Genomic DNA, 19,222 nt, shown 5'->3' on the forward strand with positions numbered 1-19,222 from the left:
CAGCTGCCAGCCGCAGCGTGGGAGAATATCGGGCTATGCACGCATTGTTTGAAGAAGCCGGCAAGTTCCTGGCCGGCCGCATCCTCTCCGAAGCCGACACCTCCGCCCAGGTGGAACTGGACTCGGGCAAACGGGTCAAGGTCAAGTCCGCCAACATCCTGCTCAAGTTCGACAAGCCGGCGCCTGCCGAACTGATCGCCCAGGGCCAGGCAATGGCCGCCGAGATCGATCTGGACCTGGCCTGGGAATTCGCCCCCGAGGAGGAATTCGGCTTCGCCGACCTGGCACGCGACTATTTCTCGGACAATGCCACGCTGGCCCAGCAGGCCGGCGCGCTGTTTCGCATCTACGAGGCGCCGCACTACTTTCGCCGCGCCGGCAAGGGCCGCTTCAAGAAGGCGCCGGCCGAAATCCTGCAGCAGGCGCTGGCCGGCATAGAGAAGAAAAAGCAGATCCAGGCCCAGATCACGGCCTGGGCCGAGCAGCTGGGCGCCGGCGAATGCCCCGGCCCCATACGCGAACAGCTCTACAAGATCCTGTTCCGCCCCGACAAGAACGCCGCCGAATACAAGGCCGTGGTCGAGGCCAGCCGCGCCACGCGCCTGGCACCGCTGGATCTGCTGCACAGGGCCGGCGCCATTGAATCGGCCTACGAATTCCACTGGAAGCGCTTCCTCTTCGACCACTTCCCCAAGGGCACGCAATTTCCGCCGCTGGAGGCGCCCCAGCCGCCGGCAGAGCTGCCGCTGGCCGATGTCCAGGCGTTTTCCATCGACGACTCGGCCACCACCGAGATCGACGACGCGCTGTCGGTGCGCGGCCTGGGCACGGGCACGGTCACCGTGGGCATCCACATCGCGGCCCCCGGCCTGGCCATCGTGCCGGGCACGCCGCTGGACCAGCTCGGCCGCTCGCGCCTGTCCACTGTCTACATGCCCGGCTACAAGATCACCATGCTGCCCAACGAGGTGGTGCAGATCTACACGCTGGACGAAGGCCGCGCCAACCCCGCCGTGTCGCTGTACGTCACCGTGGACGAGACCACGCTGGAAACCACGGCCAGCGAGACGCGCCTGGAACGCGTGCCCGTGCAGGTCAACTTCCGCCATGACAAGCTGGACCACATCGTCACCGAGCAGTGGCTGGCCGACCCGTCCATCGAGGTCGAGGGCACGCCCGAAGTGCTGCAGGGCAAGCGCGCCGAACTGACGTTCCTGCAGCGCTGGGCCAGGCACCTGAAGGCTGGGCGCGAACTGGTGCGGGGCAAGCCCGAGAACTTCAACCGTCCCGACTACAACTTCCGCCTGGTGGGCAACGGCAGCGCCGAGCCCCGCGGCAACGAGCAGGTCGAGATCACCGTGCGCAAGCGCGGCGCACCGCTGGACCTGATCGTGGCCGAGGCCGCCATCGTGGCCAACAGCACCTGGGGCGGCTGGATGGCCGATCTGGGCGTGCCCGGCATCTACCGCAGCCAGGCCAGCCTGGCCCCCGGCATCAAGGTGCGCATGTCCACCAAGGCGCTTCCCCATGCGGGCATCGGCGTCAAGAGCTATGCCTGGGCCACCTCGCCGCTGCGCCGCTATGTGGACCTGGTCAACCAGTGGCAGATCATTGCCTGCGCGCGCCACGGCAAGACCGCCGCACTGGCCGCGCCGTTCAAGCCCAAGGATGCCGAGCTGTTCGGCATCATCAGCAGCTTTGACGGCGCCTACAGCGCCTACAACGGCTACCAGGCAGGCATGGAGCGCTTCTGGACGCTCAAGTACCTGCAGCAGAACGCCATCACCGAGCTGACGGCCACCGTCATCAAGGAAGGCATGGGCGGCGGCCTGCTGGTGCGCGCCGACGACCTGCCGCTGGTCTTCCCCGTGCTGGGCGTCACCGGCCTGCCGCGCGGTGCCCATGTGCGCGTGCGCCTGGGCGAGATCGACGAGATCGCGCTCGATGTCTCGGGCACGCTGATCGAGCGCCTGGACAGCGACGCCGCCGCTGCCGACGATGGAGCGGAGGACGACGAGGAGGCCGTGGCCGGCCCCATCGCCATCGCCGTGGACATGAACGAGACCGACGGCACGCCCGCGGCCGATCCTGCCCAGCCCTGATCTGCCCGCGCCCCTGCCTCGCATCCAAGCCACTGCCTTAGATCTGACGTGAAACTGCCTACCGCCTTCCGTTCCCTGAGTACGCTGCAGTTGGCACTGGGTGTCTCCATTGCCCTGCATGCCGGGTTGCTCTCGTTCCGGTTCATCGATCCGGAACGCTTCGACCGCGTGTTCCAGGACACGCCGCTGGAAGTCATCCTGGTCAATGCCCGCGCCAACGAGCAGCCCGACAAGGCGCAGGCCATCGCCCAGACCTCGCTGGCCGGCGGCGGCGAAGCCGACAAGGGCCGGGCCTCCAGCCCCATGCCCTACTCGGCGCTCACCGCCGTGGGCGACGACTTCGAGGAACGCCAGCGCCAGATCGACTCCATGCAGGAGCAGCAGACCGTCTTGCTGACGCAGTTGCGCAAGCAGGTCGCGGCCCTGCCGCCGCTGGACCCGCGCGAGGCGGCAAAGCAGACCAAGGAGCAGCAGGCCCAGCAGGAAAAGCGCCAGCAGCTGGTCAAGCTGCTGGCCGAGATCGAAAAACGCATCAACGAAGAAAACGCCCGCCCCAAGAAGCGCTATATCAGCCCGTCCACGCGCGAGGCCGTCTACGCCATCTACTACGACGGCCTGCGCCGCAAGGTCGAGGACAAGGGCACGGAGAACTTTCCCGAGCAGGCCGGCAAGAAGCTCTATGGCGAGCTGGTCATGATCCTCACCGTCAACCACGATGGCCGCGTGCTGTCCACCGAGATCGTGCAGGGCTCGGGCAACCGCCTGCTGGACACCCGCGCCGAAGCCATCGCGCGTGCGGCCGGCCCCTTCGGCCACTTCGGCCCCGCCATGCGCGCCAAGGCCGACCAGATCGCCGTGGTCTCGCGCTTCAAGTTCACGCGTGAGCAGACGCTGCAGACCACGGTCCAGTAGCCCAGTAGCGCCCCGCCCTCTTCGCACTCCATTTTTTCGACATGACTTCCGTTGCCGCCACCTCCTCCGACCGCTACTGCGTCATGGGCAACCCCGTCGCGCACAGCCGTTCGCCCTGGATCCATGCCCGCTTTGCCGAACTGTGCGGGCAGGACCTGCACTACGAGCGCCAGCATGTGGAGCTGGATGGCTTTGCCGAGGCCGTGCGCGGCTTCGTCGCGGCAGGCGGACGCGGCTGCAATGTCACCGTGCCCTTCAAGCTGGAAGCCGCACAGCTGGCCACCACCTCCAGCGAGCGCGTGCAACTGGCCGGCGCCGCCAACACCCTGGTGCTGGCGGCGGACGGCATCCATGCCGACAACACCGACGGCCTGGGCCTGGTGGCCGACATCGTGCGCAATGCGGGCGTGCCGCTGGCCGGGCGCGACCTGCTGCTGCTGGGCGCGGGTGGCGCCGCAGCCGGCGCACTGGGCTCGCTGCTTGCCGAGCGCCCGCGCCGCATCGCCGTGGTCAACCGCACCTTCGAGCGCGCCCAGGCCCTGGTGCAGCGCCATGCCGCCATTGCCGCGCAACATGGCGTGGAACTGGTGGCGCTGGAGCAGCAGGCCGTGGATGAGGATTTCGACGTGGTCATCAACGCCACCGCCAGCAGCCTGGCCGGTGCCGAGGTACCCGTGCCGGCCCGCGTGCTGCGCCCTGGCAGCCTGGCCTACGACATGATGTACGGCCCCGCGGCCCAGGGCTTCATGCAGTGGGCCGAACAGCACGGCGCCACGGCCCGCGACGGGCTGGGCATGCTGGTGGAGCAGGCGGCCGAATCGTTTGCGCTGTGGCGCGGCGTGCGCCCGCCCTCGGCCCAGGTGCTGAACGAGCTGCGCGCCCATATTGCTCAAGGCGGCTGAGCGCTTCATGAAATCCCTGGCACGCGCCCTGCTGCTGGTGCTGTGCGCCGGCCTGCTGCTGCAGCTGTTCTTCGTGCTGCGCATTGCGCTGATGGTGGTGGTCGATCCCGAGTCCACGGCCTTCCAGCGCTCCGAAGCCTGGCAGATGCTGCGCAGCTCCGAAGGCCTGCACTGGAGCCAGCAATGGCTGCCCTATGACCGCATCGCGCCCACGCTCAAGCGCGCCGTCATTGCCTCCGAAGACGACAGCTTCACCGAACACCACGGGGTGCAATGGGAAGCCATCGAGAAAGCCTGGCAGCGCAACCAGCGCGCCGAAGCCCGGGCCATGAAGGCCGACAACGGCAAGGCGCCCAAGATCTATGGCGGCTCCACCATCACGCAGCAGTTGGCCAAGAACCTGCTGCTGTCGGGCGAACGCAGCCTGCTGCGCAAGGGGCAGGAACTGGTGCTGACCCAGCTGCTGGAACTGATGCTGAGCAAGCAGCGCATCCTGGAGATCTACCTCAACAGCGTGGAATGGGGCCAGGGCGTGTTCGGCGCCGAGGCGGCCGCTCGCCACTACTTTCGCAAGAGCGCCTCCCAGCTCAGCGCCGCCGAGGCCGCGCGCCTGGCCGTGATGCTGCCCCAGCCCAAGCGCTTCGAGAAGCTGCCCAACTCCGGCTATCTGCTGCAGCGCACGCGCACGGTCATGCAGAGAATGCCCAGCGCCGTCGTCCCCTGAACAGCTACATTCACTCCATGCGCATCCTTGGAATCGACCCCGGTCTGCAGACCACGGGATTCGGCGTGATCGACGTCGACGGCCACCGCCTGGCCTATGTGGCCAGCGGCACCATCCGCACCACGGGCATCGCGCTCGGCGACCTGCCGGGCCGGCTCAAGCTGCTGTTCGACGGCATCTCGGAAGTTGCCAGCCGCTACCAGCCCGACACCTCGGCCGTGGAAATCGTCTTCGTCAACGTCAATCCCCAATCCACCCTGCTGCTGGGCCAGGCACGCGGCGCCGCGCTCACGGCCCTGGTCAATGCGGGCCTGCCGGTCGCCGAATACACGGCACTGCAGATGAAAAAGGCCATGACCGGCCATGGCCGCGCGGCCAAGAGCCAGATCCAGGAAATGGTGCGCCGCCTGCTGCAACTGCCCGGCCTGCCCGGCACCGATGCCGCCGACGCCCTGGGCCTGGCCATCACCCACGCCCATGCAGGCGCCGCCATGACGAAGATGGCCGAGGTCACGCAGCTGCAGCGCCGCCAGCATGCGGTCTACAAGGGCGGCAGGGTCTATTGAGGCGCCTCGGAGCACTGCGCTCCGTCTCCCGCGAGACCGTGAGCAGGCTCTAAGGATGATGCGGCGCCGATCCTCAGCTTCATCCACTGCGCGATCCGTGGATATACGTCGGACTGCGCGTTGCCCGCCATCAACAGCCGGCTGTGACTGTAGTCCTCCTGAAAACAGGTGGCCTTGCCGCACAGCAGGAATTCGACGTCCTTACCTCCAAAAGCCCTGGCTAAAGCTTCGCACCCCTGCCAAGGGGCGATCACACGGTCGGCAGATCCCGCAAGCGCCAGAACGGGAATACGAACCTCGGTTAGCCTGCGCAAATAGTCCATGCCGTCATAACCGACGAATTTGCGCTGCAGGTTCCAATAGCACCACTGGCGCATCAGGCGGGCGCTTTCCCTCTCGGGACCGAGCATGCCGCTCGCGGTAAGCCATTGTCTGCGGGCAATCCAGGCCCCGTAGCCCTTGATTGCAGCCCACGACGCAAAAGTTGCCGCAGCATGGGTCACCTGGGCGGCAAGTAGCACTAGGCCAGCCAGATACGCATGCGCCCGATCGGGCCGACGCGCAGCCCAGATGGCAGCGGCAATACCTCCACCGCTATGCCCTATGAGCGTCAAGCGCCGCCCCCCCTCTTGACGATGTATCTCTCCGAGAGCGCTTTCAATGTCCTCTTCGGCCACCGTTTCTAAGTCGTAGTCGTGGGTGGTTGGCGGATTCAGCCCATGCCCGCGCCAATCAAACAGCCAAACGCCATAACCTTGTAAAGCGAGGAATCTACCTAGTCTCTTGCATGACGTGACGTTAGAAAACGTGCCATGCGTCACGGCCACCACTGGCCCCTCCGAAGGGCCGATGCGCGTCAGCACGATGACATGGCCATCCCTGGTCGGTGCATGGATTTTCTGCATGCGCCGTCAACCTTTTGAAATCTGGATGAAGCGCTTGCCTTCAGCCTGAATTGCATCGCGGCCCATACGCATCTCCTGCAAGCGGGCATGCGAGAACAATGATTGAATCATCGGAATCAAGAACCGCCCTAGACCCACCATGCGAATGGTAGACCCAGATTTCTCTATCCATTGCCGTGCATCCAGTTCATCCCATATGGGTGCATAGTCTTGGACTACCTCCGTACCAAATGCTTGCTCATAGGTAGTCCCATCAATTCTCATAGTCTGCAATTGTTGAAATATATAGACCAACCGAAGATCCTCCGGCGTATATTCGAAGTATTTTTCTACTGGCAAAATACCAGCATCAATGCATTCGAAGTAGCCCTGCATTGAGCGCTTGTTCATCTGTATCCAGTTTGGCCCGCCTTCATTTGGCCAAGTCATGCAGCCACTGATGGCCGCATAGCCGATGCCGACCATGTTGCAGGTCACCGCCATCACACCCTCGGTATCCTTTTGAAGAAATTCGCGAAGCTGCTGCTCATATTGATAGCGCTCGGCATTTTCATACGAAAATCTCCCCGCCTCACTTTCGATGCGCTCCCAATCGTAAAGCGTTGCCTGACGGAAGCCACGCGATCCTAGATAGCTGCAAGCAGCTTCATACATCTCGTACGTATTCTCGAACGAGGGCAACAGATCTCGCTGCTGCCGGCTGAAATCACTTCGACCAGCGATATTGAGTTGATATAGCGTGATATGGCGCACACCGAGATCGCAGACTTCACGAAGATCGCGCAACATGTCATGCAAGGTTTGCTCAGGCCAGCCATAAATGAGATCTACGTTGACGGAAAGGCGTGCAGCATTGAACTCTTCCAGGGCGCTGATCACCTGCTCATGGGTCTGCCTTCGACCACTGTATCGAATGAGCCTGTCGCTCATCTGCTGCACCCCCATGCTGACTCTGTTGAAACCCGCCTCTTTTATGGCTTGAACCTTGTCATGGTTGAAAAGTTGGGGAATACCTTCAAGCGTTCGCTCCACACCTTCCGACGGTTCACCAAAAATACGCCTAGTGATATTCATTAGCCGAATATAGTCCTCTGCGCGCAACAGATTTGGAGTGCCTCCCCCCACATAAACAGATGAAAGCCTATCATGGCGAAGATGACACGCCATCATCTGCGCCTCTTTCTCCAGATAATCGAGATATTTCAACATGGCGCCATTCCCGCCATAGTCCTGCGTGGGGAATAGACAGAAACCACAATGATTTGGTGTAGTAGGGAGGCAATAAGGTATGCCTATATAGAAATTGGCATTCATTGAACGGGTATTGCTTGATTCTCTGCGCGCCTCCCAACGATCATTTTCTTCCCCATTCGGGCCTCTCCAATACAACGGACTCGGGTGGGCATGCAACACCTTGTTGCTCTGAGGACGTCTCATTTCTTCATTAATGAAACGATGGGCCTGCTCTCGGGTAATACAGCTGATATGCATGAAGTCTCCTTTAGCATTTTTTGCCCCGGCAGGCACTTGCCACAAGAGCCCGCCAGGTACCGAAAAGCTAAAAGATTCATGAGAATCGACAAATAGGACAGCTCTGAAAATATGAAGAAAAAGATCAGATATTTCCTATTGAGCCCCACGCGTACTACGGCCTGGGTGTTTTCACCAAGCCCTGCCGAGTAGCTGAAGCCTGGAATCCGCTCAAGGTTTCAGACGATGCGTCCAAAGAACAGCACGGCGAAGAAGGTCACGCCGGCAATCACGGTCCACTTGAGGATGATGAAGCCCCAGCGCTTGTAGCGGGGCTGGCCCGTGCCCAGGTAGAACGCAAAGGACACGGCTGACGCCAGCAGCAGCACGGTGGCCAGCCAGCGGAAGATCAGCATGGCGGCGCCCGCCTCACCAGGCCCGCGCGGGCTGGGCGAAGCCCTTGGGCGCCTGGCGCTCGCTGTCGAAGCTGACCATTTCCCAGGCGTCGGGCTGGGCCAGCAGGGCACGCAGCAGCTGGTTGTTCATGCCGTGGCCCGAGCGGAAGGCGCTGTAGGCGGCCAGCAGGGGCCTGCCGATCAGGTACAGGTCGCCGATGGCGTCCAGGATCTTGTGCTTGGCGAACTCGTCGTCGTAGCGCAGGCCGTCGCTGTTGAGCACCTTGTAGTCGTCCATGACGATGGCGTTGTCCATGCCGCCGCCCAGCGCCAGGCCGTGGCTGCGCAGCATTTCCACGTCCTTGGTGAAGCCGAAGGTGCGCGCGCGCGCGATGTCGCGCGTGTAGTTGTCCTCGCCCATGTCGAACTCCACGCACTGGCCGGTGGAGTCCACGGCAGGATGGGCGAAGTCGATCTCGAAGCGCAGCTTGAAGCCGTGGTACGGGTCGAAGCGTGCCCACTTGAGGTTCTGGCCCTCGCCCTCGCGCACCTCGACGGGGCGGATGACGCGGATGAAGCGCTTGGGCGCCTTCTGCAGCTCGATGCCCGCGCTTTGCAGCAGGAATACGAAGGAGGCGGAGGAGCCGTCGAGGATGGGCACTTCCTCGGCGGTGATGTCTATGTAGATGTTGTCGAGCCCGAGGCCGGCGATGGCCGACATCAGGTGCTCCACGGTATGCACCTTGGCGCCGCCCGTGCCGATGGTCGAGGCCATGCGCGTGTCGGTGACGGCTTCGGCCGAGATCGGGATGTCCACGGGCTCCGGCAGGTCCACGCGACGGAACACGATGCCGGTGTCGGGCTGCGCGGGACGCAGCGTCAATTCGACGCGCTGGCCGCTGTGCAGACCCACGCCCACGGCACGGGTGATCGTCTTGATGGTGCGTTGTTGGAGCATCCGGCTATTTTAAAGTGCGGCAGCCGTGCGCAGGGCATGGCCCTGGCACGGCATTCGCTATCACAACCATGCAGCGACCGTATCGGCCGCTGCTCAGTCAGCCTGCTTGCGCAGGAAGGCCGGGATTTCCAGATCGTCCATGCCGCCGGAGGCCAGGGCATCGACGCGGGCAGCGGCCTGCGTGCGGTTGGTACGCCAGACGCTGGGCACCGACATGTTGTTGGCATAGTCGGCGCCGCCAGCGGCACCGCCGACCAGGCCGCCGGCTGCCGTTGCGGCACCCATGGAGGCCGAAGGCAGCTGGTAGCTCATGTTGTCGGTACCGGTGCGCAGGCCGCCCTGCACCACCTGCATGTTCTGGCGGCGTGCGCTGGGGCGCGACAGGCCGGTGGCCACCACGGTGACGCGGATTTCGTCACCCAGGCTGTCGTCGTAGGCAGCGCCGTAGATCACATGCGCATCGGGCGAGGCGTAGGCATTGATGGTGCTCATGGCCAGGCGCGACTCGGACAGCTTGAGGCTGCCCTTGGCGGCCGTGACCAGCACCAGCACGCCCTTGGCGCCCGACAGGTCGATGCCCTCCAGCAGCGGGCAGGCCACGGCCTGCTCGGCAGCGATGCGCGCGCGGTCGGGGCCGGCGGCCTTGGCCGTGCCCATCATGGCCTTGCCGGGTTCGCCCATGACGGTGCGCACGTCTTCGAAGTCGACGTTCACATGGCCGTACTCGTTGATGATTTCGGCAATGCCGCCCACGGCGTTCTTGAGAACGTCGTTGGCATGGGCAAAGGCCTCGTCCTGCGAGATGTCGTCGCCCAGCACGTCCAGCAGCTTCTCGTTGAGCACGACGATCAGCGAATCGACGTTGGCTTCGAGTTCGCTCAGGCCGCTGTCGGCGTTGGCCATGCGTCGGCCGCCTTCCCACTCGAAGGGCTTGGTGACCACGCCCACGGTGAGGATGCCCATTTCCTTGGCCACGCGCGCGATCACGGGCGCAGCGCCCGTGCCCGTGCCGCCGCCCATGCCGGCTGTGATGAACAGCATGTGCGCGCCTTCGATGGCAGTGCGGATGTCGTCCTCGGCCAGCTCGGCGGCTTCGCGGCCCTTGTCGGGCTTGCTGCCCGCACCCAGGCCGCTGCCACCGAGCTGGATGGTGCGGTGGGCGCTGCTGCGCAGCAGCGCCTGCGCGTCGGTGTTGGCGCAGACGAACTCCACGCCCTGCACGTTGCGCGCAATCATGTGCTCGACGGCATTGCCGCCGCCGCCGCCAACGCCGATCACCTTGATCTGCGTACCCTGGTTGAATTCTTCAACTTCAATCATGTCGATGGGCATGTTGGTTCTCCTGTAGCTCTCTGTAAGTGGTCACCACCGTCTGGGGAAAATTCTGTCTTCTGTCCGGTATTCGGAAGCCGGTGGGCGGGCCGGTAATGCGCAGTCGATGAAAGCACATATCAAAAGTTCCCCACGATGAAGTCTTTGAAACGGCCAAAAGCGGTCTTCATCGACCCACTCTTTTGTGCCACCTTGAAACCGCGCAGGCGAGCCAGGCGGGCCTCTTCGAGCAATCCCATCACGGTGGCGGCGCGGGGTTGAGCCACCATGTCAGCCAATGCGCTCGAATACTTGGGGATGCCGCGGCGCACGGGCTTGAGGAAGATGTCCTCGCCCAGTTCCACCATGCCCGGCATGACGGCGCTGCCGCCGGTCAGCACGATGCCCGAGGACAGCACTTCCTCGTAGCCTGAATCGCGCACCACCTGCTGCACCAAAGAAAAGATCTCTTCCACGCGCGGCTCGATCACGCCGGCCAGCGCCTGCTTGCTGATCATGCGCGGGCTGCGGTCGCCCAGGCCCGGCACTTCGACCTGGGCGTCGGGGTCGGCCAGCAGCTGCTTGGCATAGCCGCTTTCGACCTTGATGTCCTCGGCGTCCTTGGTGGGCGTGCGCAGCGCCATGGCGATGTCGCTGGTGATCAGGTCGCCCGCGATGGGAATGACGGCCGTGTGCCGGATGGCGCCGCCCGTGAAGATGGCCACGTCGGTGGCGCCCGCGCCGATATCGACCACGGCCACGCCCAGCTCGCGCTCGTCATCGGTGAGCACGGCCTGGCTCGATGCCAGCGGGTTGAGCAGCAGCTGCTCGACCTCCAGGCCGCAGCGGCGCACGCACTTGATGATGTTCTCGGCCGCGCTCTGCGCGCCCGTGACGATGTGGATCTTGGCCTCCAGGCGGATGCCGCTCATGCCGATGGGCTCGCGCACTTCCTGGCCGTCGATCACGAATTCCTGCGGCTCGACCAGCAGCAGCCGCTGGTCCGAGGAGATGTTGATGGCCTTGGCCGTCTCCATCACCCGCGCCACGTCGGTGGCCGTGACTTCCTTGTCCTTGATGGCCACCATGCCGCTGGAGTTCAGGCCGCGGATGTGGCTGCCGGTGATGCCGGTGCACACGCGCTGGATCTTGCAGTCGGCCATCAGCTCGGCCTCCTTCAGCGCCTGCTGGATGCTCTGCACCGTGGCGTCGATGTTGACCACCACGCCACGCTTGAGTCCGTTGCTCGGGGCCACGCCGAGGCCGGCGAGCTTGAGTTCGCCGTTGTACAGGACCTCGGCGACCACGACCATGACCTTGGCCGTGCCGATGTCCAGTCCGACGATCACATCTTTGTATTCTCTTGCCATATCAGCATCCGCCCCCGGTTGGTTCTGTCCTGTCGCTGTGTCGCTGCTTGGTGTGCATGTACATAGGTCTGTCCTCCCTCGTCTTCAGCGTCGGGGACGCACTGCAGCCGGCGCCTTGGCCGTGCCGGTGGTCACACCGCGCAGCCTCAGCGCATATCCGTCTTCGTAGCGCAGGTCGGCCGACTCGATGGCGTCGGCCTTGCGCTTGTATTGGGTCGTGATCTGGGGCAGCGTGCGCACGAAGCGCTGCACGCGCTGCAGCACGGCCTCCACGCTGCCGCCACCCAGTTCGATCTGTGCGTCGTTGGCCAGCCTGAGCTGCCAGCTGCCGCGCGCATTGAGCGTCAGCCCGTCGATCTCCACATCCAGCGGCCCCAGCGCCGGCACCAGCAGCCGGTACATCTGCAGCATCTGCGGGGCGCTGTCCTCGGGGCCCTGCAGGCGCGGCAGGCCGTCGCGGTCCAGCTCGCCCAGGTTGGCCTCGAAGACCTCGCCGAAGCTGTTGACCAGGCCGGTGCCCGAATCAGGCCCCCAGAAGGCCTCGGCCACATGCTCGTGCAGGATGACGCGCAGGCTGTTGGGATAGTCGCGGCGCACCTGCGCCTCGCGCACCCAGGGCACCTGCTCGAACGCCGCCTTGGCGGCCTTGAGATCCACGGTGAAGAAGTTGCCCGTGAGCACCGGCGCCACATTGGCGCGCAGCGTCACCGCGTTGTTGTGCACCAGCTCGCCCTCGACCACGATGCGGCCGATATTGAAGGCCGGATGGCGCAGCGCCCACCAGCTCACCGCTGCCAGCCCCAGCGCAGCCACGCCCACGAACAGGACCGTGGCGGTCACGTTCATGAGCTTGACGTCGAAGGGGGCCGGCAGGGAGTAGCTCATGCGTGCTCCTGCTCCGGTTGCGCGTCCAGCGCGGCGCTGGCCAGGATGCCCAGGCACAGGTTTTCGTAGCTCACGCCGATGGCGCGGGCCGACATGGGCACCAGCGAGTGGCCCGTCATGCCCGGCGAGGTGTTGATCTCCAGCAGGAAGGGCTTGCGGTCGCTGGCGCGGATCATGATGTCGGCGCGCGACCAGCCGCGGCAGCCTAGCGTGCGGAAGGCCCGCACGACGATGCGCCGGATCTCGGCCTCTTCCTCGGCAGGCAGGCCGCTGGGGCAGTGGTACTGGGTGTCGTCGGTGAAGTACTTGTTCTGGTAGTCGTAGTTGCCTTCGGGCGCGACGATGCGGATCACGGGCAGGGCGTGGGCGCCCTCGCCGGTTCCGAGCACGGGGCAGGTGGTCTCGTCGCCTTCGATGAACTCTTCGCAGAGCACTTCGGGGTCGTACCGGGAGGCCAGCACATAGGCCTGCTCGCATTCCTCGGCTGTCCAGACCTTGGTCAGGCCGATGGTCGAGCCCTCGCGCGAGGGCTTGACGATCATGGGCGCGCCCAGCGCCTGCAGCGCGGCGCGGGTCTCGTCGGCGCTGGCGACCAGCCGCCAGTCGGGTGTGGGCAGACCCTCGAAGCGCCAGATGCGCTTGGTCATGATCTTGTCCATGGCGATGCTGGAGGCCATCACGCCGGGGCCCGTGTACGGGATGCCCAGCAGCTCCAGCGCGCCCTGCACCGTGCCGTCCTCACCGTAGCGGCCATGCAGCGCGATGAAGCAGCGGTCGAAACCGTCCTTCTTCAACTCGCCCAGGTCCCGCTCGGCGGGGTCGAAGGCATGGGCATCCACGCCCTGCGACAGCAGGGCCTTGAGCACGCCCGTGCCCGACATCAGCGAGACCTCGCGCTCGGCCGAGCGGCCGCCCAACAGCACGGCCACCTTGCCCAGGGCCTTGACATCGATCTGGGTGCCGAAGCTGCTCATTGCGCAGCTCCCTGCTGCGCCTGCAGCTCTTGTTTCTGAAGCATTTCAACCAACTTTCCGGGCACGGCGCCAATCGAGCCGGCCCCCATGCACAACAGCACGTCGCCATCGCGGGCGTGGGCGGCCAGGGCCGCCGGCAGCTCGGCAACGTCTTCCACAAAGACCGGCTCGACCCGGCCGGCCACGCGCAGGGCGCGCGCCAACGAGCGGCCATCGGCCGCCACCACCGGCGCCTCGCCGGCCGCATAGACCTCGGTCAGCAGCACGGCATCGGCCAGGCCGATGACCTTGACGAAATCCTCGAAGCAATCGCGCGTGCGGCTGTAGCGGTGCGGCTGGAAGGCCAGCACCAGGCGGCGGCCCGGGAAGGCGCCGCGCGCAGCAGCCAGCGTGGCCGCCATCTCGACAGGGTGGTGCCCGTAGTCGTCGATGACGGTGAAGATGCCACCGTCCGCTGCAGGGAGTTCGCCATAGCGCTGGAAGCGCCGGCCCACGCCCTTGAAGCTTTCGAAGGCGCGCAGCAGCGCCTCGTCGGCAATCTCCAGCTCCATGGCGACGGCCACGGCAGACAGCGCGTTGAGCACGTTGTGCTCGCCCGGCAGGCTCAGCACCACGTCCAGGTCGGGATAGCTTTGGCCGTTGCTGCGGCGCACCGTGAAATGCATGCGGCCGGCCTCGGCGCGCACGTTGAGGGCGCGCACCTGGGCGTCCTCGGCAAAGCCGTAGGTGGTCACGGGGCGGGCCACCTGGGACAGGATCTCGCGCACGGCCGGGCTGTCCACGCAGACGATGGCGCGGCCGTAGAACGGCATGCGGTGCAGGAAGTCGACGAAGGCGCCCTTGAGCCGGCCGAAGTCATGGCCGTAGGTTTCCATGTGGTCGGCGTCGATGTTGGTGACGACGGCCATCACGGGCAGCAGGTTCAGGAAGGAGGCGTCGGACTCGTCCGCCTCGACCACGATGTAGTCGCCCTGGCCCAGCTTGGCGTTGGCGCCCGCGCTGTTGAGCTTGCCGCCGATGACGAAGGTCGGGTCCAGCCCGGCCTCGGCCAGCACGCTGGTCACAAGGCTGGTGGTCGTGGTCTTGCCGTGGGCTCCTGCGATGGCGATGCCCTGCTTGAAGCGCATCAGCTCGGCCAGCATGAGCGCACGCGGCACGACGGGGATCTTGTGCGTGCGCGCCGCGACCACCTCGGGGTTGTCGGACTGCACGGCGGTGGAGGTGACGACGGCGTCAGCCCCTTCGATGTTCGCGGCCGCATGGCCGACGTGGGTGGCAATGCCCAGGCCTGCGAGCCGGCGCAGCGTGGCACTGTCGGACAGGTCCGAGCCCGAGACGGCGTAACCCAGGTTGTGCAGCACCTCGGCGATGCCGCTCATTCCGGCGCCGCCGATGCCGACGAAATGGATGTGATGAATGGCGTGCTTCATGCGGCCAGTTCCTCACAGGCGGCGACCACCTCGGCGGTGGCTTCGGTCTTTTGCATTTTCTTGGCTTTTCCAGCGCGCTCCAGCAGCGTCGCACGCTGCATATTTTGTAGCATTTCGGCCAGGGTTTGGGCAGTCAGTGCGCTTTGTTGCATCAACCATCCACCACCAGCATCGACCAGGAAACGCGCGTTCGCGGTCTGGTGGTCGTCCACGGCGGCCGGGAAAGGCACATAGATGGCGGCTGCGCCCACGGCCGCGATCTCGGTGACCGTGCTGGCACCGGCGCGGCAGACGATGACATCGGCCTCGGCAAAGGCGCGCGCCGTATCGTCGATGAAGGGCGTCAGCTCGGCCTGCACGCCTGCCGCCGCGTAGTTGGCGCGCAGGGCGTCGATCTGTGCGGCGCCGCTTTGGTGGAGCACGACGGGGCGCACATCGGCCGGTATCAGGGCCAGCGCCTGCGGCACGATCTCGTTGAGCGCCTTAGCGCCCAGGCTGCCGCCCACCACCAGCAGGCGCAGCGGTCCGCTGCGGCCCGCAAAGCGCTGCTCGGGCGCGGGCTGCTCGGTGAAGGCCTGGCGCAAGGGGTTGCCGACCCAGCGGCCCTTGGGGAACACGTTGGGGAAGGCGGTGAAGATGCGGTGGGAGACGCTGGCCAGCACCTTGTTGGCCATGCCGGCCACGGAGTTCTGCTCATGCAGCACCAGGGGCTTGCCGGCCAGCACGGCCATCATGCCGCCAGGAAAGCTGATGTAGCCGCCCAGGCCCACGACCACGTCGGGCTTGACGCGGCGCACCACGGCCAGCGCCTGCCAGAAGGCACGCAGCAGGCGCATGGGCAAAAAGGCCAGGGTCATGATGCCCTTGCCGCGCACGCCCGAGAACTCGATGGTCTCCAGCGGGAAGCCCTGGGCCGGCACGATGCGGGACTCCATGGAGCCGGGGGCGCCCAGCCAGCGCACGTTCCAGCCGCGCTCGCGCAGCGCCTGGGCCACGGCCAGGCCCGGGAAGATATGGCCGCCCGTGCCGCCGGCCATGATCAGGGCCGTGCGCTGGCGTTGCGTGCCTTGAGAGGTGGACTGCGTCATGCATGCCCTCCCTTCATCAGCAACTTGTTCTCGTAGTCCACCCTTAACACCACCGCTATCGCTATCAGATTCATGAGGATGGCCGACCCGCCGAAGCTCATCAGGGGCAGCGTCAGTCCCTTGGTCGGCAGCGCGCCCAGGTTCACGCCCATGTTGATGAAGGCCTGGAAGCCCATCCAGATCGCAATGCCCTCGGCCACCAGGCCGGAGAACACCCGGTCCAGCGCAATGGCCTGCCGCCCTATGAGCATGATGCGGCGCGTGAGCCACAGGAAGGTGACGGCGATCAGGAGCACGCCGACCAGGCCGAATTCCTCGCCGATCACGGCCAGCAGAAAGTCGGTGTGCGCCTCGGGCAGCCAGTGCAGCTTTTCGACGCTGCGGCCCAGGCCCACGCCGAAGATCTCGCCGCGCCCGATGGCGATCAACGCATGCGACAGCTGGTAGCCCTTGCCCAGGGCATGCTTTTCATCCCAGGGATTGAGGTAGGCAAAGATGCGCTCGCGCCGCCATTCGGAGGTGGCGATGATGAGCACGAAGGCCAGCACCACCAGGGCCGCGATCAGGAAGAACATGCGCGCGTTCACGCCGCCCAGGAACAGGATGCCCATGGCGATCACCACGATCACCATGAAGGCGCCCATGTCGGGCTCGGCCAGCAGCAGCACCCCGACCAGCACCACGGCCAGCCCCATGGGCAGCACGGCGCGGAAGAAGCGCTCCTTGACCTCCATCTTGCGCACCATGTAGTCGGCCGCATAGATGAGCACGGCGAACTTGGCCAGCTCGGACGGCTGGAAGTTCATGATGCCCAGGGACAGCCAGCGCCGCGCGCCGTTGACCACGGTGCCCACATGCGGGATCAGCACGGCCACCAGCAGGACCAGGGACACCAGGAAGAGCTTGCGCGCCATGCGCTCCCAGGTGGCCATGGACACCTGGAAGGCCAGCAGCGCGCCGACGAAGGCCATGCCTATGGACATGGCATGGCGCATCAGGAAATGGGTGGGCGCGATCTTGCCGAAGCGCGGATTGTCCGGCATGGCGATCGATGCCGAATACACCATGACCAGGCTCCAGGCCAGCAGGCCTATGACCACCCAGATCAGGGCCTGGTCCAGGCCGAGCACGCTGGCCGGCGTCTGCGTGGGCCGGTGGTACTGGGGACCGCCCAGGCGCACGGGCAGCACGTCGATGGCCTTTTCCTGCGCGCCTCCGAACCAGGAGCGCATGCGGCCCAGGGCCTGGTTCATGGCGTTCATCGCGCTCATGCAGCACCTCCGAGTTCATGGCCGGCATCCAGCGCCAGCGCGCGCACGGCATCGACGAACTGGTGGGCCCGGTCCTCGTAGTTGCGGAACATGTCCAGGCTGGCGCAGGCGGGCGACAGCAGCACGGCGTCGCCTTCATGGGCGCGCGAGGCGGCCAGCTCCACGGCATCGGCCATGGTGGTGGCATCGACCAGGGGCACGCCGCAGTCCTGCAGCGCAGCGCGGATGCGGCCCGCGTCGCGGCCGATCAGCACGGCGGCGCGCACGTGGCGCGACACGGGTGCGGCCAGCGGAGAGAAATCCTGGCCCTTGCCGTCACCGCCCAGGATGACCACGATGCGGTGGTCAGGCCCCAGGCCCGACAGCGCGGCCACGGTGGCGCCCACGTTCGTGCCCTTGCTGTCGTCGTAGTACTCCACGCCGTTGACGCGGCCGATGGGCTGGACGCGGTGCGGCTCGCCCCGGTACTCGCGCAGGCCGTAGAGCAGGGGCGCCAGCGTGCAGCCGCCCGCGCTGGCCAGGGCCAGGGCGGACAGGGCATTGATGGCGTTGTGCCGGCCACGGATGCGCAGCGCGTCGGCGGGCATCAGGCGCTGGATGTACAGGTCTTCGGCGTTCTTGCCCTTGGCGGTTTCGTCGGCCTCATGGGCGCGCACCAGCCACGTCATGCCGCTGACCACTTCCAGACCGAAGTCGCCGGGGCGGCGCGGCATGTCGCCGCCGAAGGTGATGTGGGCGCGCTGCTGGGGCTTTTGGCGCTTGCCCGGCGGCACCACGGGTGCCGGCAGCATGCGCATGACCTCGGGGTCCTCGCGGTTGAGCACCATGATGCCGCTGCTGCCGAAGATACAGGCCTTGGCATCGGCATAGGCGCGCAGGCTGCCGTGCCAGTCCAGGTGGTCCTGGGTGATATTGAGGACGGCGGCGGCCGTGGGCTCGAACATCTGCACGCCGTCGAGCTGGAAGCTGGACAGCTCCAGCACCCAGGCCTGGGGCAGCGTTTCGGCATCGATGGCCTGGGTCAGCGTGTCCAGCAGCGTGGGGCCGATATTGCCCGCCACCGCCACGCGCAGGCCGGCATGCTCCAGCAGTTGGCCGGTCAGCGAGGTGACCGTGGTCTTGCCATTGGTTCCGGTAATGCCCAGCACGGTGGGACGGTAGCCATGGGCTGCGGCCAGGGCCTTGAGCGCCATGGCGAAGAGATCGAGTTCGCCGCCCACGGGCAGGCCCTGGGCCCGGGCCGTGTCGACCACGGGCGCCACGGCGGCCGGGCTCAGGCCGGGCGAGCGGTAGACCAGCCCCAGGCTCTGGCCGTCCACCAGTTGGGCCGTGAAATCTCCGGGCACGAAGCGCGCCTGGGGCAGTTCGGCGGACAGCTGTTCCAGCTGGGGCGGCGCCTGGCGCGTATCGGCCACGATGACTTCGGCGCCGCAGCGCACGCACCAGCGCGCCATGGCCAGGCCCGAGGCGCCCAGGCCCAGGATGAGCACGCGCTGGCCCTGCAGGTGCTGGGCCTGCTCGCCGGGCCAGCCGGCAGCCACGGGTGGCAGTACCTGTTCGGCTTCAACCGCCTCTTCGGTGGCGACCGGGGTGACCTCGGCGTCGGAGGAATCCGAGATGCTGGGGTCGGCAAAGATCTGGGCCACGAAGGCAGCGGCATCCCTGGCTGCCGTCAGCGTGGAGATGTCGGGTACAGGCTCGGTCATCGCCGCAGGGGCCGGGGCTGCCTCAAGCCCGAGCGCCTGCGAAGGCTCCGCAGCCAGCGGCTGCTCTGCGCCTTCCAGAGCCGCAGCCGGCGAATCGTCCAGGACCGGATCCGCGACCGGCTCGTCCGCCCGCTCGCCGGCAGACTCCGAGGCAAAGTCGGCCCCCTTGGCCAGTTCGGCATGCAGCGCCGGGACAGCGGGCTCGCCAGCCGGCAGCGCAGGAGGTTCGGTCTTGAAGTCTTCGGTGTTCATG

General features: G+C 66.0%; 17 protein-coding genes. 5 read left to right on the forward strand and 12 right to left on the reverse strand.

The window, feature by feature from the left end; genetic code table 11:
• Window positions 1–35 precede the first annotated feature (35 nt).
• From DTS01S_RS15835 to ruvC, 5 genes are read left to right on the forward strand one after another with little or no spacing between them, the layout of a single operon-like run.
• On the forward strand, window positions 36–2,102 hold the full coding sequence (locus tag DTS01S_RS15835; RefSeq protein ID WP_016453136.1) for a ribonuclease catalytic domain-containing protein: 2,067 nt from the start codon (window positions 36–38) through the stop codon (window positions 2,100–2,102).
• Window positions 2,103–2,150: 48 nt separating this feature from the next.
• Entirely contained in the window at window positions 2,151–3,014 is an 864-nt protein-coding gene (locus DTS01S_RS15840) for an energy transducer TonB (protein ID WP_016448020.1), read from the forward strand.
• 41 nt (window positions 3,015–3,055) lie between these two features.
• Window positions 3,056–3,916 carry a shikimate dehydrogenase gene (aroE, locus tag DTS01S_RS15845; protein ID WP_017404620.1) on the forward strand — a complete coding sequence of 287 codons (861 nt, stop codon included), beginning with the start codon at window positions 3,056–3,058 and terminating at the stop codon, window positions 3,914–3,916.
• Between the two features lie 7 nt (window positions 3,917–3,923).
• Complete coding sequence (gene mtgA / locus DTS01S_RS15850; protein WP_016448022.1) at window positions 3,924–4,640, forward strand: monofunctional biosynthetic peptidoglycan transglycosylase; 717 nt, start codon at window positions 3,924–3,926, stop codon at window positions 4,638–4,640.
• Between the two features lie 17 nt (window positions 4,641–4,657).
• A complete protein-coding gene (ruvC, locus tag DTS01S_RS15855; RefSeq protein ID WP_016448023.1) occupies window positions 4,658–5,206 on the forward strand; it encodes a crossover junction endodeoxyribonuclease RuvC in 549 nt (182 codons plus the stop codon).
• Here ruvC and DTS01S_RS15860 read toward each other — a convergent pair.
• From DTS01S_RS15860 to murD, 12 genes are all read right to left on the reverse strand, one after another.
• Entirely contained in the window at window positions 5,200–6,111 is a 912-nt protein-coding gene (locus tag DTS01S_RS15860; protein WP_061288107.1) for an alpha/beta fold hydrolase, read from the reverse strand. The two genes, ruvC and DTS01S_RS15860, sit on opposite strands and share 7 nt — an antisense overlap.
• A 6-nt stretch (window positions 6,112–6,117) precedes the next feature.
• On the reverse strand, window positions 6,118–7,602 hold the full coding sequence (locus DTS01S_RS15865) for a coproporphyrinogen-III oxidase family protein (RefSeq protein WP_074931936.1): 1,485 nt from the start codon (window positions 7,600–7,602) through the stop codon (window positions 6,118–6,120).
• A 218-nt stretch (window positions 7,603–7,820) separates the two neighbouring features.
• Window positions 7,821–7,997 (reverse strand): hypothetical protein, encoded by a 177-nt coding sequence (locus tag DTS01S_RS30895; RefSeq protein WP_016448025.1) that lies wholly within the window; start codon window positions 7,995–7,997, stop codon window positions 7,821–7,823.
• 13 nt (window positions 7,998–8,010) lie between these two features.
• Window positions 8,011–8,934 (reverse strand): UDP-3-O-acyl-N-acetylglucosamine deacetylase, encoded by a 924-nt coding sequence (lpxC, locus tag DTS01S_RS15870; RefSeq protein ID WP_016448026.1) that lies wholly within the window; start codon window positions 8,932–8,934, stop codon window positions 8,011–8,013.
• A gap of 93 nt (window positions 8,935–9,027) precedes the next feature.
• Window positions 9,028–10,266 carry a cell division protein FtsZ gene (gene ftsZ / locus DTS01S_RS15875; RefSeq protein ID WP_016448027.1) on the reverse strand — a complete coding sequence of 413 codons (1,239 nt, stop codon included), beginning with the start codon at window positions 10,264–10,266 and terminating at the stop codon, window positions 9,028–9,030.
• Window positions 10,267–10,385: 119 nt separating this feature from the next.
• Window positions 10,386–11,615 carry a cell division protein FtsA gene (gene ftsA / locus DTS01S_RS15880; RefSeq protein ID WP_012203404.1) on the reverse strand — a complete coding sequence of 410 codons (1,230 nt, stop codon included), beginning with the start codon at window positions 11,613–11,615 and terminating at the stop codon, window positions 10,386–10,388.
• 84 nt (window positions 11,616–11,699) lie between these two features.
• Window positions 11,700–12,500, reverse strand: a complete 801-nt coding sequence (locus DTS01S_RS15885) for a cell division protein FtsQ/DivIB (RefSeq protein ID WP_016448028.1) — start codon at window positions 12,498–12,500, stop codon at window positions 11,700–11,702.
• A complete protein-coding gene (locus tag DTS01S_RS15890) occupies window positions 12,497–13,474 on the reverse strand; it encodes a D-alanine--D-alanine ligase (protein WP_017404614.1) in 978 nt (325 codons plus the stop codon). Before DTS01S_RS15890 ends, DTS01S_RS15885 begins: the two co-directional genes overlap by 4 nt.
• Window positions 13,471–14,904: a UDP-N-acetylmuramate--L-alanine ligase gene (gene murC, locus DTS01S_RS15895; protein ID WP_016453132.1), complete on the reverse strand. Its 1,434-nt coding sequence runs from the start codon at window positions 14,902–14,904 to the stop codon at window positions 13,471–13,473. Before murC ends, DTS01S_RS15890 begins: the two co-directional genes overlap by 4 nt.
• Complete coding sequence (murG, locus tag DTS01S_RS15900; RefSeq protein ID WP_017404613.1) at window positions 14,901–15,992, reverse strand: undecaprenyldiphospho-muramoylpentapeptide beta-N-acetylglucosaminyltransferase; 1,092 nt, start codon at window positions 15,990–15,992, stop codon at window positions 14,901–14,903. Before murG ends, murC begins: the two co-directional genes overlap by 4 nt.
• The gene (gene ftsW, locus DTS01S_RS15905) at window positions 15,989–17,254 is read right to left on the reverse strand and encodes a putative lipid II flippase FtsW (RefSeq protein ID WP_017404612.1); all 1,266 of its coding nucleotides are present in this window, start codon (window positions 17,252–17,254) and stop codon (window positions 15,989–15,991) included. Before ftsW ends, murG begins: the two co-directional genes overlap by 4 nt.
• A 5-nt stretch (window positions 17,255–17,259) precedes the next feature.
• Window positions 17,260–19,221, reverse strand: a complete 1,962-nt coding sequence (gene murD / locus DTS01S_RS15910) for a UDP-N-acetylmuramoyl-L-alanine--D-glutamate ligase (protein WP_047217443.1) — start codon at window positions 19,219–19,221, stop codon at window positions 17,260–17,262.
• Window position 19,222 lies beyond the last annotated feature (1 nt).

Origin of the sequence: Delftia tsuruhatensis NBRC 16741 (assembly GCF_001571325.1) — a bacterium.
Classification (GTDB): Bacteria; Pseudomonadota; Gammaproteobacteria; order Burkholderiales; family Burkholderiaceae_C; genus Comamonas; species Comamonas tsuruhatensis.